The 14585-nt window shown below is 60.1% G+C and carries 18 protein-coding genes and 1 pseudogene; 9 read left to right on the forward strand and 10 right to left on the reverse strand.

All coding sequences use genetic code 11. The features are described from left to right. Positions 1–111 (reverse strand): annotated as a pseudogene (locus GOEFS_RS23785) (ABC transporter permease); the annotation flags it as partial. A gap of 288 nt (positions 112–399) precedes the next feature. On the opposite strand from GOEFS_RS23785, the gene GOEFS_RS09710 reads away from it, so the two are divergent. Beyond that, positions 400–834, forward strand: coding sequence for a PPOX class F420-dependent oxidoreductase (locus GOEFS_RS09710; RefSeq protein ID WP_007317726.1), 435 nt, complete (start codon positions 400–402; stop codon positions 832–834). Positions 835–844: 10 nt separating this feature from the next. On the opposite strand, the gene GOEFS_RS09715 is transcribed toward GOEFS_RS09710, so the two are convergent. Then, the gene (locus GOEFS_RS09715; protein ID WP_007317727.1) at positions 845–2182 is read right to left on the reverse strand and encodes a cytochrome P450; all 1338 of its coding nucleotides are present in this window, start codon (positions 2180–2182) and stop codon (positions 845–847) included. 93 nt (positions 2183–2275) lie between these two features. On the opposite strand from GOEFS_RS09715, the gene GOEFS_RS09720 reads away from it, so the two are divergent. From GOEFS_RS09720 to GOEFS_RS09730, 4 genes are all read left to right on the forward strand, one after another. Then, entirely contained in the window at positions 2276–2899 is a 624-nt protein-coding gene (locus GOEFS_RS09720; protein WP_007317728.1) for a TetR/AcrR family transcriptional regulator, read from the forward strand. Positions 2900–3085: 186 nt separating this feature from the next. Next, positions 3086–3487 (forward strand): hypothetical protein, encoded by a 402-nt coding sequence (locus GOEFS_RS09725; protein WP_040524871.1) that lies wholly within the window; start codon positions 3086–3088, stop codon positions 3485–3487. A gap of 20 nt (positions 3488–3507) precedes the next feature. Then, a complete protein-coding gene (locus tag GOEFS_RS23230; RefSeq protein WP_007317730.1) occupies positions 3508–3816 on the forward strand; it encodes a hypothetical protein in 309 nt (102 codons plus the stop codon). A 107-nt stretch (positions 3817–3923) separates the two neighbouring features. Next, positions 3924–4346: a nitroreductase family deazaflavin-dependent oxidoreductase gene (locus tag GOEFS_RS09730; protein ID WP_007317731.1), complete on the forward strand. Its 423-nt coding sequence runs from the start codon at positions 3924–3926 to the stop codon at positions 4344–4346. Here GOEFS_RS09730 and GOEFS_RS09735 read toward each other — a convergent pair. Then, entirely contained in the window at positions 4315–5256 is a 942-nt protein-coding gene (locus GOEFS_RS09735; protein ID WP_007317732.1) for an alpha/beta hydrolase, read from the reverse strand. The genes GOEFS_RS09730 and GOEFS_RS09735 overlap by 32 nt on opposite strands. A gap of 27 nt (positions 5257–5283) precedes the next feature. Further along, positions 5284–6261 carry an arsenic resistance protein gene (locus GOEFS_RS09740; RefSeq protein ID WP_007317733.1) on the reverse strand — a complete coding sequence of 326 codons (978 nt, stop codon included), beginning with the start codon at positions 6259–6261 and terminating at the stop codon, positions 5284–5286. Positions 6262–6432: 171 nt separating this feature from the next. On the opposite strand from GOEFS_RS09740, the gene GOEFS_RS09745 reads away from it, so the two are divergent. Continuing rightward, the gene (locus tag GOEFS_RS09745) at positions 6433–6885 is read left to right on the forward strand and encodes a hypothetical protein (RefSeq protein ID WP_007317734.1); all 453 of its coding nucleotides are present in this window, start codon (positions 6433–6435) and stop codon (positions 6883–6885) included. Between the two features lie 113 nt (positions 6886–6998). Here the strand turns inward: GOEFS_RS09745 and GOEFS_RS09750 are convergent, their stop codons facing one another. Both GOEFS_RS09750 and GOEFS_RS09755 read right to left on the reverse strand, forming a co-directional pair. Continuing rightward, positions 6999–7631: an HAD family hydrolase gene (locus GOEFS_RS09750; protein WP_007317735.1), complete on the reverse strand. Its 633-nt coding sequence runs from the start codon at positions 7629–7631 to the stop codon at positions 6999–7001. A 26-nt stretch (positions 7632–7657) separates the two neighbouring features. Continuing rightward, positions 7658–8470, reverse strand: a complete 813-nt coding sequence (locus GOEFS_RS09755) for an amidohydrolase family protein (protein WP_007317736.1) — start codon at positions 8468–8470, stop codon at positions 7658–7660. Positions 8471–8536: 66 nt separating this feature from the next. Between GOEFS_RS09755 and GOEFS_RS09760 the strand changes: the two genes are divergently transcribed. The 3 genes from GOEFS_RS09760 (at position 8537) to GOEFS_RS09770 (ending at position 10688) form a co-directional block, all read left to right on the forward strand. After that, a complete protein-coding gene (locus GOEFS_RS09760) occupies positions 8537–8962 on the forward strand; it encodes a MarR family winged helix-turn-helix transcriptional regulator (protein WP_040524858.1) in 426 nt (141 codons plus the stop codon). 130 nt (positions 8963–9092) lie between these two features. Further along, positions 9093–9584 (forward strand): DinB family protein, encoded by a 492-nt coding sequence (locus GOEFS_RS09765; protein ID WP_007317738.1) that lies wholly within the window; start codon positions 9093–9095, stop codon positions 9582–9584. A 213-nt stretch (positions 9585–9797) separates the two neighbouring features. Beyond that, entirely contained in the window at positions 9798–10688 is an 891-nt protein-coding gene (locus GOEFS_RS09770) for a hypothetical protein (RefSeq protein ID WP_007317739.1), read from the forward strand. Positions 10689–10788: 100 nt separating this feature from the next. Here the strand turns inward: GOEFS_RS09770 and GOEFS_RS09775 are convergent, their stop codons facing one another. The 4 genes from GOEFS_RS09775 to GOEFS_RS09790 form a co-directional block, all read right to left on the reverse strand. Continuing rightward, a complete protein-coding gene (locus GOEFS_RS09775) occupies positions 10789–11412 on the reverse strand; it encodes a hypothetical protein (RefSeq protein ID WP_007317740.1) in 624 nt (207 codons plus the stop codon). Then, entirely contained in the window at positions 11409–12629 is a 1221-nt protein-coding gene (locus GOEFS_RS09780) for a hypothetical protein (protein ID WP_007317741.1), read from the reverse strand. Before GOEFS_RS09780 ends, GOEFS_RS09775 begins: the two co-directional genes overlap by 4 nt. A 352-nt stretch (positions 12630–12981) precedes the next feature. Next, positions 12982–14265 carry a serine hydrolase domain-containing protein gene (locus GOEFS_RS09785; RefSeq protein WP_007317742.1) on the reverse strand — a complete coding sequence of 428 codons (1284 nt, stop codon included), beginning with the start codon at positions 14263–14265 and terminating at the stop codon, positions 12982–12984. 57 nt (positions 14266–14322) lie between these two features. Beyond that, positions 14323–14502, reverse strand: a complete 180-nt coding sequence (locus tag GOEFS_RS09790) for a hypothetical protein (protein ID WP_007317743.1) — start codon at positions 14500–14502, stop codon at positions 14323–14325. Positions 14503–14585: the final 83 nt, after the last annotated feature.

Consider the following 14585-nt stretch of genomic DNA (forward strand, 5'->3'; position numbering starts at 1 on the left):
CACTGCCACGAGCGTGCCCACCAACACCGTCTGAAATGCCAGCGAGGCATGTTGATAAGTCAGGAATGTCAGGTTGGCGGCATGCTCCCGGACATAGGTCCACAGTTGCACGATGCCCCTTTCTCTCGCCGGCCCGCGACTATCGGCCATCGAAATTCGCGTAGTGAACAGCTGCCGGACTGGGATGAGTCTAGTTGGACAGTTGTGAAGTTTTTGGGTGAATGCTCATTCCGTGGTTGTAAGGAGCGGAAGAGAGCAGACTCGATTGTGCGTCTCTGACTTGCGATTTCGCGGTGCGGCTACCGGCAAAGCGAGTTTGACTCACCGTGGGTAGAAGTCGGCCACCATCCCGCGTGTTGCGCGGGAATAGGAAGATGCGAGCGTCGAGTTGTCCTGATTATGACTTCAGCGAATTTTGATCCACGTGACCTGCTCGCCGAGGCGCGGTTGGGGGTCCTGGCCACAATCAAGTCCTCTGGCGTGCCTCAACTTTCGCCGGTCACACCGTTTTACGACCGCGACGCCGACGTGATCTTGGTATCGATCGCCGAGGGCCGAGCGAAAACGTCGAATCTACGCCGCGACCCGCGCGCCGCGCTGGAGGTGACCGATGCCTCTGGCTATAACTGGGCAACCGCCGAGGGAACCGTGACCCTCGTCGGGCCGGGGACCGACCCGAATGGGCCGGAGGTCGACGCGCTGGTCGACTACTACCGCCAGGCGGCCGGTGAGCATCCGGATTGGGAGGAATACCGGACCGTCATGGTTGCCGACCGTCGAGTCCTGTTGAAACTTTCCGTCGACCGGGTCTACGGGCAGCGGCTCCGCGGCTAGGGGGTCCTGGCTACTTCCTGGTCACGACGACTTGCCCGCCATTGCGCGGTGCGTACGCAACCCCGCGTGAGTGCCACCGTTCCGCCGAAGCGGTAGTGGTCTGAATTGTGTAGTGGCGCAGGAGTTCCCGCAGGACGATATCCATTTCCATATGCGCGAACGCCGCGCCGATACAACGGCGAGTGCCGCCGCCAAAAGGTAGCCACGCCTGGCCTGGCTTTGTCCCCACGAACCGGTGCGGATCGAACCGTTCTGGATCAGAGAATTGGCGACTGTCGTCGTGGAGTGTCGAGATTGCCACAATTACGTTGTAGCCCTTGGGGATTCGGTAAGTGCCCAAGTCCAGGTGGTCGGCAACGACGTGCCGGCCGAATAGATCAATAACCGGTCGGCTGCGCTGGACCTCGTGGATTGTGGCCATCCGCAGGGTGTTCTCATCAGTGTCAGCCTCGAGTGCGAGTTCGGCGAGGACTTTGGGATGTCGGCTAAGACGTTCGACGGCCCAGGCCAGACTGGTCGCAGTGGTCTCGTGACCGGCGGCGAGAAGGGTGAGCAATTCATCGGCCATGTCGCGGTCAGTCATCGCTGACCCGTCGTCGTAGCGGCTCTGCAGCATCAGCGCCAAAATATCGTCTCGCGCTTCGAGATCCGGGTCGATTCGGGCCTGCGAGATCAGTGCGGTGATCAGGGCGTCGTATTCGGCGCGCTGTTCGGTGAGCCGGTGTTGAAGGTTCAGCCGTTGCGCGAACTTGGGAAGATCGGGGAGCGTCGATCGTCGTGAACCAGTCTCAACCATCGCTGGCATGATCCGGCGCAAAGAGTCGAGTTGCGTGCCATCGGCTCCGAAGACTGCCCGCAGGATGACATTGAGAGTGATTCGCATCATCGGTTCGAGGGTGGCAAAAGATTCACCGATCGGCCACGAGGCTGATTCGGTTGCGAATTCCTCGGCGACAATCGCCTCATATCCCTTGATGCGCTTACCGTGCAGTGGGGGCGTGAGGAGTTTGCGTCTACGCCGATGATCTTGTCCTTCGAGCGCGAACATCGACCCGGCACCCAGTGTGCGTCCGAGATTGGGCTGGATATTCGATGCGACGTCAGTTTTGGTCGAACACAACTGTTTCGCGAGAGCGGCATCGCTGACGAGCACAACATTTCCGAAAATGGGTAGTCGCAGAACGGCCGCATCGCCGTACCTACGGGTCAACCACTGAATCATTCGGCGGCGACTGGCCAGGAAGGCAAGTCCCTGCACGTAGGTCGGAATCCGCGGGCCAGAAGGTAGGATGGCCCCGGACGGTTCGCCGTTCACCGGCACCGGGACATCAACACTGGACACGCTCATGTGGACCACCTTCGACTGTTGGTACGTTTGCGTACCACTTCACGGTACGTCGATGTACCACAGATGCCAAGGGGTGGTCGTAAAGTTGACCGCGTGACCGATACATCCGCCCAGGTTTCGATGACCACGTCGCCGCCCGATGCCGGCGACGTGCGTGAGCGTCTTCTCGATGCGATGGGTAGATGCCTGATGGAGCGGGGGTACCGCGATACGACGGTCGCCGATGTCGTACGAACCGCCCGTACATCGAGGCGATCGTTCTATCAGGAGTTTGACGACAAACAAGAATGCTTTGTCGAATTACTCAACAATGCGAACACCAGAATGATCGCCTCTATCGCCACCGGCGTGGACCGGAACGCAGAGTGGCGTACCCAGGTACGCCAGGCTGTTAGCGCTTATGTCGCGGCGTGCGAGGAGCACCCGGAGACCACGTGGAGCTGGATACGCGAACTGCCCGCGCTGGGTAAGTCGGCGCGTCTGGTTCAACGCGCATCCATCGAATCGTTCATAGCGCTGATGGACTCGTTGACCGATACCGAGCAGATGCGATCGGCCGGTATTGAACCGATGTCGCGCGAGAACGCACTTGTCATCTGGGGTGGAATTCGTGAACTCGCCGCGTCGACCCTCGAACAGGGAATTCCGCTGCGCACAATCGAAGAGCCTGCCACGACGGCATGTATCGCGCTCGTAGGAATTCATGCGCGCCAGTGAGCTAAACTGGCGCGCAGTGCTACTCGCATAGCCACACCCGAGTCGTATCCGGCACCCGCGTTGCCGACAGCGACATTTGAGGGCAAGGTCCACCGGATCTGCGAAACAGTTGATTGACCTGTCACTTCGGCCGAGCAGCGCAGGACGCGGGATGTGTTGCACCGCATAGTGATTGGGTTCTTAACGATGACCGAGAACTTCGCCGAGAAGCGTGCCGCACGCAGGTACGCACGTGAGTACGGCGTGTCGTATCGCGAGGCACTGGGGATTATCCGGACTGACACGCGCCGATATCGCGATCATGCGACGCGGCTGCTGATCGAAGCCGTTGAAGGATGCGGCATCACCCATTGGTGTGGCGTCGAAAACTGGGACGGGATAGAGCGGGCGACGATCGTCGACGTCGGCGGCGAAGAGTTCAGTCTCGATGCCAACCGGGTTGCCTTAGCGCTGGGCGCCTACTTCGCCGCGCACACCGAGGTCGAACCGCTCGATCTCGATAGCTACATCGCCGACGAAGTGATCCAAACGATGCTCTTCGGTGGGGTAATTTATCGGAATCAGATCCGGCGCCGCACGGTGGCGTAGACAGAGATTGAGAGGGTCAAATGGCGTGGCCGTATGGTCCTGATTCCACTGTTTCCATTCGTACAATCCTCGATCGAGTATCTAGTTCCGAATACGACGAAATTCCCGACCAAAGTATCTTCGTAGGCGATGCCGCGTACAAATCGCGCGATATTCGACTTGACTCTCCGGCGTGCGTGTCCGACTCCACCGTCACGCGGTTAGGGGAGTGGACCTACTATCTGGAACTGGCAATTGTAAAGGAACTCCTTGATGGCTACGACGCCATCGATCAGGACGTTCTCGATAGGGTCACCCACTACGCTATTTACGATGCCTTCCCCGAGTGAGGTCCTCGCCGAGATTCCTCCATTCCAGGTTCATGTAGAGAACCGCCGACGGTAGCGTGGGAGCCGCATCATTAACGAGCACCGGCATCGACGCGTAAGGAGAGCACATGAGCGCACCGAACGACTGGAATACGCAGATAATCAACGAGTTTCGGGCCAACGACGGCAAGGTCGGAGGCAACTTCGAGGGTGCGCCTATGGTGTTGGTGCACCACGTCGGCCGCAAAACCGGCAAGCAAAGCGTGACGCCGATGATGTACCTTGCCGATAATTCGGACCCGTCGACGATATATGTCTTTGCCTCCAAGGCTGGCGCTCCGTCGAATCCAGCCTGGTACTACAACCTGACTACAGCGGGTACGGCACGAATCGAAGTGGGAACTGAAACATTTGACGTCGCAGTCACCGAGGTGACCGGCGCCGACCGTGACCGTATCTACGCCGAGCAGGCTCGCCGGTATCCCGGGTTCGCGGATTATGAGAAGAAGACCACGCGGGTTATTCCGGTGCTTGCCTTGCGTCGGGCCTAGAGCGGCGTCGGCCGATCCAGTCGGCGATATCTGTGCGAGCGGCGGTCGCCACCGCTGTTCGATGCGCGGTAAAGCCATGCGGCGCTTGCGGATAGATACGCAGGTCGACATCATTTCCGGCGGCGGAAAGCCGCGCGGCGAGTGCGAGATTGTCCTCGAGAAGAACGTCGTTCTCGCCGACGACGATCAGCGTCGGAGGCAGACGGCCAAGGTCGGCGAATACGGGCGAGACGTCGGGGTCGGTCCGGTCGTCAACGTGTCCAACGTAGGCGTCGAGGAAGTATTCGTCGGCGATGAGTCGTCCCGCCGGTGTCGTCGCGCTGAGGTCATAGGTGCCGAATTGTAGTGCGGCACTTGCGAATGCTTCGCCGAGACCACGCGCGCGCAGACGAAGCAATGTGACCATCGCGAGGTTGGCTCCCGCGGAGAACCCGCCAATGACCAAGTTGCTTGTGCCGTAATGCTTCTGGGCGTACTCGATGAGCCAGAGCGCCGCGGTCTCGCAATCGTTGTGAGCTGCGGGCCAGGGGCATTCGGGAGCGAGGCGGTAGTCAACACTTGCCACGACCATGTCGAGAGTCTCGGCGAGTTCCCGGTTGCGGGGATCGTCTCGCCCCGCCGAATCCAGGTAGAAGCCACCTCCGTGGATATGGAGGTATACGCCACTCGCCGTGCCGTCCGCGGGTTCGATAATGCGGACCCGAACTGCACGGCCGTCGGCCTTGGCTTCCAGCGTTATGGCGTCGGCGTCGAGCGGTGGCGACTGAGCTTCGCGTTGGGCTCGAACTTGTTTCAACTCCGCGTGCGAGGCCGGTCCGCGCCCGGAAGGCCTTGCGGCGTAGTAGATTCGACTCTCCTCGACGAGGGGAGTGAGTGTGTCGCCGATCAGGTCGTCTAGCCCAAATCGCATCAAACTCTCCGTTCGTCGTATGTGGTTCTAGCGGCGATCGTCCGCGGACGAAGGCACCAGCCGCGGGATAACCCGTACGTAGACCACCATGCCGATCACTTCGACAAGAGTTTGAGTGACTACTGCCGCAGCAGCCAATTCGAAACCGACAGGCAACGCTAACGCGAGTGGGAGAACTACCAATGAGTTTCGTGTCGCGCAGGAGAAGATCACCGCTCGTCGTGCCGGCGTATCTAGTCGCAGGAGGCGGCCAACCCACGCTCCCGCGATGGCCATTACAACGAGGAAGATGACATATGTCGGCACCAGGGCGACTATCGAAGTCCAGCTCGATTCGATCTTAGGTACCTGTGTTGCCGTAACCAAGGCGAGGACGAGCATCATCAGTGGCACCATCGAAGTGGATATCTCAGCGGAAAAGCGTTGTGCTGAAGTGTATTTGGCGGCCAACCACTGGGTTGCCCACGCGCACGTGAGGGGTATGACGATCAAGACGATGAATGCGTTGACGAATGGACGTACGTCGACAACGGTGGCCAAGTCCGGATCCATAAAGGCCCATAACAGCGGCGGCAAGGCGATCATCTGCAGAAGTAGGAGTATCGGAGTGGCTGCCAGGAGTCGTCTCGCGTCGCCACCTGCTAGCCCACTGAACACGATCACGTAGTCGACGCATGGACACAGCAAGACCAATAGGACTCCGACTCGCAGCGCCTGGTCGTCGGGCAAGAAGGTAAACATCGCCGCCACCGCAATTGGCACCACAACAAAATTCACGACGAGGATCGCGGCCAGGAATCGTCCATCGCGCAGCGCCTCGACTAGCGAGGCAGCCGGAACCTGTAGAAAGGTCACATAAAGGAGCAGGCCAAGGGCAGGGTTGATGAGGTGTTCCAGTGTGGACCCAGTTCCCGACGTGCTGAGTCCGAGGCCGCAGCCGACGGTGATCGCACCAAGGTAGAGCGGTATCTGACGACGTTCCAGATGTGCAGCGAGGGTCGCCATTGTCTCCGCTTGGCTAGGTTGCGATGTCAGAGGACAGCCTAGGCCAGTCTGCGATCGGCGCGGTAGCGAGCTGCCAGGCCAGTAATTTGCTAACCAAGGCTAACGATTCGGTTATGGTTCTCGATATAGCAGAGAGTTTGACCTTCAAATTTTGCGATCAGGGGAGTATGTATGCGTACGAAAACTGCGGTACTGGCGGCGGGCGTTGCAACCGGCGCGATAGCGGCGACACTGCTCAGTGGCACGACCGCACAGGCGTATCCGCGAATACAGACCATCGGATTGCACTGCTTCGGCGCCAATCCGAATATCGTCGGTTTTCCATTCTTCGGCGGAGCAAACGTGACCACGAATTCCCCGGTGCGTGGGCAGATTTCCATCAACAGCGACAGCAAGGATGTGCTGCCGTACACAACCTACTCGACCGTGCGTGTGACCAGCCTGCGAACAAACAAGACGCAGACGTTCCGCCGCACCTGGCAGCACAGCATGGGCGATATCGGTGGATACCGAATCGACGGTATACGTGCGAGTGGACGAGTCAAAGTGACGGTGAGCTCAGTCAATCGCGGACTATTCCAAACGCTGACTGGCCCGACGTGCAGCGGGATCGTGACGGTCTAGGTTTAACGGCGCCAGCGAAATCCACCTCGTCTACCCGGATCCACCTTGTCGTATTCCCAAGGTAGATCCCGGTAGACGAGGTGGATTTGTGTGGCCTGAGCCGAGCGTGCAATTCACCCGCGGGCTAGCGCGGAAACAAGGTCGGTGAGCGAATCTAGTTGCAGGTCAGCGGTTTTCACACTTTGGTCGCTAGCGTGTAGGTGACCCCACGGTCCGCGTTTGATGAAAGCGGTACGCAACCCCGCGGCATTGGCGGGGAGGATGTCATTGTCGAGTCGATCACCGATGTACATGATCTGACGGGGCTGAAAACCAGAAACGGCAATGAGTTTGGCGAAAAACTCCGGTGCGGGCTTCGCGATACCCCACTCTGCCGAAGAGGCAACGTAATCCGCGTCAAAGCCGAGAGCACTGAGTTGGGTTACCGCCGCCGCCGGTTGATTCCCGGCTATCCCGACGGCGAAGCCGGCCTTCTTCGCCGCCCGCAGACATTCGAGCGCGTCGGGATAGAGATCCGCCGTAGTGATTGTCTCCGAAGTGCTGGGTCGAGGACATCCGAGGAGATCCCACGCCACTCGATGGTCTTCACCCCGTTCGATCATTGCGCCGATGAGCCCCATCAACGCGAACGGGGTCACGCCAGCGCGGTCGGCCTGCACCGACCAGAGGCGGGATTCGTCGACCAGAGTCTCACCGACGTCGAACACGAGCGCGCGCAGGTGTGGTGGAAGTCGAAGATTGCCCATCGCGTGATTCTCTCACGTTTGTTGTGTCAAAGATCAAACACGCGAATCGCGTTGCCGCCCAAGAACAATTCAGTTGCTTCCTCATCGAGATCGAGCTCGTCGAGCCTAGCCAGACTCTGTTGCGGAGTCATCATCGGCCAGTTGGTTCCGAACATCACGCGGGTCCGGCCTTTGCCACGTAAGTACTCGACAAAGTCGGTGGGGAGTCGGTGCACCGCATAGGCGGAAGTATCGAGATAGAAGTTGGGATATTTGTGCGCCAACGACAGGACTTCGTTGATCCACGGGTAGCCGACGTGTCCGCCGATGACGACGAGGTCGGGGAAGTCCAGCAGAACCTCGTCGAGGTAGGGGATTGGGCGTCCCGGTTCAGAGGGACAGAGAGGGCCGGTGTGGCCGACCTGTGTGCACAGCGGCACTCCGAGCTCAACGCAGGCGACGTAAATCGGATAGAAGCGGCGGTCGTTAGGGGGCAAATTCCACAACCAGGGGACAATACGAACTCCGATGAAGCCCAATTCAGTTACGCAACGCCGTATTTCACGTACGGCCGCAACAGGATTCGTGATGTCGACCGCGGCAAGGCCACGGTAACCGTCGGGCAATGCCGCGAGGTAACTGGCGACTTCATCGTTCGAGATCAGCGACCCTCGCGGGCCCTCCCATGCGGACAACAACGCTCTGTTGACACCACCGGCGGCCATGACACTTTCGGTCAGCTCAATAGGGAACTCGGCGGTCGTGACATCTTGTCGAGTCCAGCGGGCCAACGTCGAAAGGAAGGGCTGCTCGATGAGTCGGCGTGTTGGGTGTTGGGCCCAAACATCGATGATTTCCATGACAATTCCTCACTTCGTGTACGAAGTGAGCATGTCGTGGCGGCCCAGTGTTGTCAAGATCTAGGGATGACTACCGGCGATCCCAGGGTGTACTTTCTGCTCCAGCGCAGTGCCCACCGACTAAAGTTGGCGGCAGACCGGGTGAGTATCGCCGCCGCCGACGTGACCACCGCGCAGTTCGCGGTACTCATGGTCATTGATCAGGCTCCTGGGTGTACCCAGCGTCATGTAGCGTCAATACTCGAGCAGGGGGAGCCGACCGTCGCCGCGATGGTCACCCGCCTCCAGACGTCGGGGCTGGTCAATAAGGAGCCGCACCCGACCGAACATCGGGCCGCAAGCTTGACCGTCACCGACGCAGGCCGTACCGCGCTACGTGTCGCGGGCGATGAACTCAAAGCGTTTAACAATCAGATTCGAGAGGCACTTGGCCCCGATATGGAGACAGTCGCGGGGGCGCTGGGACGCCTTATGTCGATTGATTTCCGGTAGCTGATCGCTTCGCCTCCGAAAACCGCACCTAATCGCGTGCCCGAGGGCAACCTGCCCTCGGGCCGGTCTTCTCGTGCGGTTTCCGGCGACTCCGGCTCTGTTCAACACCAACCTAAAGGAGTGAAAGACTATGAACACCAACGGAACTGAGCGCGCTGTGGTCGAAAGCGTCCTCGACGCCAATCGTCGAGCGCTCATTGAGTGCGTGCGTGGCCTTTCCGACGAGAACGCACGTAGGCGGCTCGTCATATCGCTGAGCACGCCGATCTCGTTGATCAAACACGCTGCGGCAGCGGAGCGGATCTGGTTCCAGCGCTTCTGGGCGGGACTCGATGAGTCCGAGTGTGACGGCTACTCGCGACGGGACGAGGGGACGTTCTTCGTTAGCGACGACGAAACGCTTGAGGACGTTATTGCCGAGTTCGAGCGTGCGAGTGTGCGATCACGCGACATCGCGTCGCGCTTCGCGCTGGACGACACGAAGCTCAATCCTCGGGAGGGGACCGTCAGCATGAGGTGGACGCTGCTGGCAATGATTCAGGAGTTCGCCAGGCATGCGGGGCACGCCGATATTTTGCGGGAGCAGATTGATGCTGAAGTTTCGGAACCGCCTAGGGGCTGAACGAGAGGACTGGGCTCTGCAAGATTCCCTCGGTTCAGCGACTGCTTCGGTGGCCTCGCCTTTAGAGCAACTCCGAACTTGGTTTGGCGCACAATCGCTTTCGGTCAATGGCGTTCTTTCCTTGTGATCTACATTCGGTCAGTTAAGCGATCATTCGGCCGGCTGTAACTTTCACTTTGGTTATCCGTGACATGCGCATGTTCACATCGGTGAATGTTCGCAACCCTAACCTCTGCACCTTCCCGGCCCGCACGCTCGCGCCAGTCCTGGTTCCGCTCGGTTGCGGTGGCCGCTGCGGCCAGCTTCGCGATTACCGTCGCCCCGCTTACCGCCGGTACTGCCGAAGCCGCAGCAAATGCAACGCCGAGTTTCGAGGTCAAACTGAACCTCAATGCCACTGCGTTGTCGTCGAATGCGCCGTCATCCGCCGTGCGGTCGAAGTTCGGGCTGGGTGCCAACGGCTCGGCACGCGCCTACGAGTATCTAGACACCGACGCTCTCGACCTCAACGGTGAGGGCTGGAGTGTGCGACTGCGCAACAAAGACGGCGACCCACTTGAGTTGAACTACAAGAAGCGTTTTGCCGTGTCGGGAACTGATCTCAACGGCAGTCTGACGACGGCGAACCAGGCAGGGTTCGACGCTAACGAAACGAGCTACGACGCCGAGGTCGACTGGGGGCTGACCCGCATGACCCTCAGCTTTAGTAACGACAAAGATCCCGGAATCAATGTCGACGGCATCGGAATGCCGTCGAGCCAAAACGCTATCGCAGCTGCGGTGAACAAGATCCCCGGGAAACTGAAAGACTGGCGCTCATCCAACTGGGGTAAAACAACCCTGCAGGCTAGCCGGGTTCATGGCCCGGTTACCTCCACCGAATGGAGTGGAACTTTTGAGGGCGCCAAGTCCGCGCTGGAGATACTCCCGATCCACGCTTCGGGTGGCCAACCGGCCGAAACCGTCGTCGAGTTGTCTTTTAAGGCAGCCGATTTCGCGACCGCCAAGCTGTTGCGCGACCACGCCATCGCGATCGCCCAGGCCAATGGCTGGCTCCTTGGCAGCGACGTTCTCAAGACAAACCTCATCTTGACCCGCTACTGACCGGACGCGGGTGCCTGAACACGTCCGCGCTCGATCAGATTGCCTGTGGTATCAAGCGAACTGATCGAAGGAACGCATCAGTACGCCTATTCGGTCAGCTCTATGCGATAGCGATTGCGCTTGCTTGGCGCGGGGGCCGCGAAACTGTTCCGGGACCTAAGAAGTCTCGACCGATCCATACGGTCGGTGTCAGTTGGCGGTACTCATGGGTGCTCACGGGCAGACCGGCGAAATCACGGACGAAGTCGGCAGACCAGGCCGGCTTGTGGTCGACAAACGATTGAGGTGCGTAGACCAGCGGACCGCCCGCGTCGAGTCCGGTGATGTAATTCTTATATACCCAGGGCTGCCCTTGTGGGCCAACGCCGAAGGTGAGCGCATCGCCAAGATTGCTTTGTAGATCGCCGAATTGCTTAGCGTCGCGGTAGTCGCCCAAGCGACCGTTACGCTCGGAGACCGGCAGCAAGTAGAGCCGGTGCTTACCGGCCGTCGGTGGCGTGCCGAGTGGGGCATTCTTGTAGAGTTCGACGATTTGCCTACTGGTGCAATGGAAACGCAACGAATTCACGGTGCGATCACGGCTATGAGCGTCGATCACACAGTGGCCATCGGGCAATGCTGGACGCGCGGACGCGGGTGTGATTCCTGCCGATGTCGTTACCGCCGCAGCTATGGCAACTAGTGCCGCCGCTATCGAATAGTGTTTGGCGCCTTGAGTTTTCATTTGACAGTCACTTTCGTTTCGTTCGCCATACTCGAGATCAGTGGCGCAAGGTTGAACAGGACTCGATGCTGCTGAAGTTGCTGCTCATACGGGGTGGACATATAGCTGACCAGTTGCTTCCAGCGGTACTGAGCCTGATACGCGTACTTCGGCAACAACTCACTGTTGATGTAGGCCCACCGAGCGGGGAATACTGACCAGTTCCAGGAGGGTAGCGGCGCGGTTAGGGTAACAGTCCGACCGTTGACTTCAGTGGAGATGTCGAGCGGACGATACGCCCGCATCGGCGACACTCCGGCCACGGAGGGGGACCCAACGATGGTGGACGCGTATGTCAGTGCTTCGCCGATGGGGGCCTTGTAGTGCCGCGTCGAATCCCACTGTCGTCCAACCACTTCGCTCTGTTCCCGACGAAGAAGACGGCCGTTCGCGGCAGTGATACGCGACGAGTCGCCAGAGGCGATGTCGTCGAAGGCGGTCCCGATGTCAGTGGGGTAGAGCCCGGTGTTGACGAGCTCGTGCACCGCGGGAAGGCCGCCCTGGACATAGGCGGTGTGGACCGGCATCAGGTCGCCGAAGATATTCTTCTGCATCACTAGGATTTGTCCGATGACGGCCGAGATGTCGGCGGCAGAGATAGTCTTGCCAACTGTCGCCAGCGCCCGAAGGCCGGATGGCAGGCGGTTGGCCAGTGCCGGGCCGCCGGCCGAATTGGCTTGGCGCACAACCTCTGCCACCGCCGGCTGCAGATTGGCTAGCTGATAGATCTGACCGGCGAGTTCTAGATCGAGTAGTCCGCCTCCGAAGTCGGCGCCGACCTGCCCAGCCATGCCAGCCCAGCGAAGTTCCCGATGACCAATTTGGAGGTCCTCGTAGTACCGGTATGAACGGACCAGGTTTTGCAGGTTGGCATTTACCCCAGCGCGAGGATTCCACCGACTCAGTTCGATGTGCGCGGCTTCGGTCGAACGCTGTAACCAGTAGGTGTATAGCAGAGCGCCATAGCGTCGGGGCGAAAGTCCTTGTGCCCGTGCTTGCCTGACCAGGCGACCGGTCTGGGCACTGTCTGATGGCAGGCCCGGGTTTGGTGCACCAATACCGTGTGACGCATCTCGATTCGGTAGGCCGACATCGAGGTACTTAGTGAGGCCTTGCGTGGCGGACGGAGCCGCGTGCACGGCGCAGGGCGTTAGCAGACCGCTGATTGCGACTGTCACCGCGATAACTATCGAACGTCTAATCACTAGCAATACACCCGACTTTAGAACTTTTGTATTGCTAATGACACTAGTGGAAGGTAGCGCAACCGCGACCGTGATGTCAGTCTCGTTTGATCGGGGGTGTGACCGGGTGCGCAAGGTTGCCGGTTCTGGTCAGCGACGGGCCAACAATGCGTTAGCCGAACCTTCGGGTTCCGGCTTGAGGCGTGCCGGGATCCCGACGTCAAATCAATTGGGCTGCAAGGGAAGTGGCGAGTGGATCGGACTAGTTGAGCTATCGACCGAGGCCCGGCTGCGAAGATCTCGGCGAACCGAGAAGGTGGCTAGCGTCGGACGCAGACGCTATCGGTCAACGAATTCGGCGCCCACGAGCCGCACGCACGATCAGCGGCCACAGTGTGGCGAAGAATGCGCTCTGATCGGCGAAACCCGTCGTAGGCAGACGATTGTGAACGAATCCCGCAGCGAGTCCGCGAGATGGATCGGCCCAGCCCGTTGAGCCGCCAAGGCCGACGTGCCCGAAGCTGCCAGACATGCTTCGCAGCGGCGGACCGCTGTGATAACCCAGTTGGAACTTGACCGGCACGCCCAGGGTGCGATCGAAGTATGTGCCGCGGATGGGCGCGAGCTGCCTGGCCGTCGCCGACGAAAGCAGCCGTCGGCCGTCGACGCTGCCGTTCCCGGCAAGTGCGGCATACAGTTTCGCCAGTTCATGCGCTGGGACCATCGCATTGCCGGCAGGCAGTTCGACGTCGTAGATGGGGCTGATCGGAGTGCCATCGTCGGCAAGCCACCATTCGAGACCGGGCACGTGAAGGGTGCGTAGGGTGCCCCCGATTCCGCGCATTCGTTTGGCTCGCTCGAGCGTTGCTGGCAGTCGGGTCTCCAGCGATGGGCGGTGCATTATCGGTGCGAGGGCCGGAACGAAAGCGGCGTGTTGGGCGCCTGGGTTAGTTGGGCGACCCAGCGACAGACTCTGTAGGCCGAGTGGTTGCGCGATCTCCGACTGATACAGGGCCGCCATCGATTCTCCGGTGATTCGGCGCGCGATCCCCGACATGATTGCGCCGATGGTTAGCGAGTGATAGGCCTGTCGGCCGAAATGTTCCCCAATCGGCGCGGCTGCCAGACGTCGTTCGAATTCTTCCAGGTCACCAAAATGAGCGAGAGCGTCGACGATTCCATCGAGCCGTGACAATCCAGCGCGATGTGCCAGGGCATCGCGAACGGTGATGCGTCCCTTGCCATTCGCCGAGAATTCCGGCCAGTATTCGGAGATCGGCGCGTCGTAGTCGAGCAAGCCGCGGTCGGCGAGCCGGTGCAGCACCGCCGCGGAGATGCCCTTGGATGCGGAGAAGATCAGCCCAGCGGTGTCGTGGGTCCAGTCGGCGTCGGCGGTTGCCTTGCCCGCCCAGATGTCCATCACGGGCTTACCGTCGGCATAAACGCACAGCGCGCCGCCGCCGAATTTCAGCCGACTAAACAGCACGGCGAACGCCCTGGCCGGCAAGGTGAAGTCGGGACTCACCCATCCGTGCACGCCACGCGGCGGAGAAATCGCCCCTGCGGGTGTCGGGTTCACGTCGGGAACGTCGGGGACTTCAGGTACGAAAGCCGGTTCTGGGGATGCCATGAAGTGAAATTAGCAGTACTGAAAGTACCGCCTACTTGGAATAGCCTGTGAATCAGATCACAATTCGTACCTCACTTGCCCTGCTGTGTTCTTACGTCGACTGAAGTCGTCGCAGGTCCAGTGCGTGGCTACGAGATCTTGGCTGTCGTAGGCCTGAAGTCGAATCTCGCCAGGCTGCGGAGCGGCCACACGTTTCACCACCACCACGCGCACCGCCGCGGAGTCGTCGACGAGCACCGCAGTGTCCTCATCGCCTTCGCTGTTGTTCTGGACAGTGCGAGCGCTTCGGCCCAGAATTCTGAGGCGCGGTCGAGATCGGC

The sequence above is a fragment of the Gordonia effusa NBRC 100432 genome, from assembly GCF_000241305.1.
Classification (GTDB): Bacteria; Actinomycetota; Actinomycetes; order Mycobacteriales; family Mycobacteriaceae; genus Gordonia; species Gordonia effusa.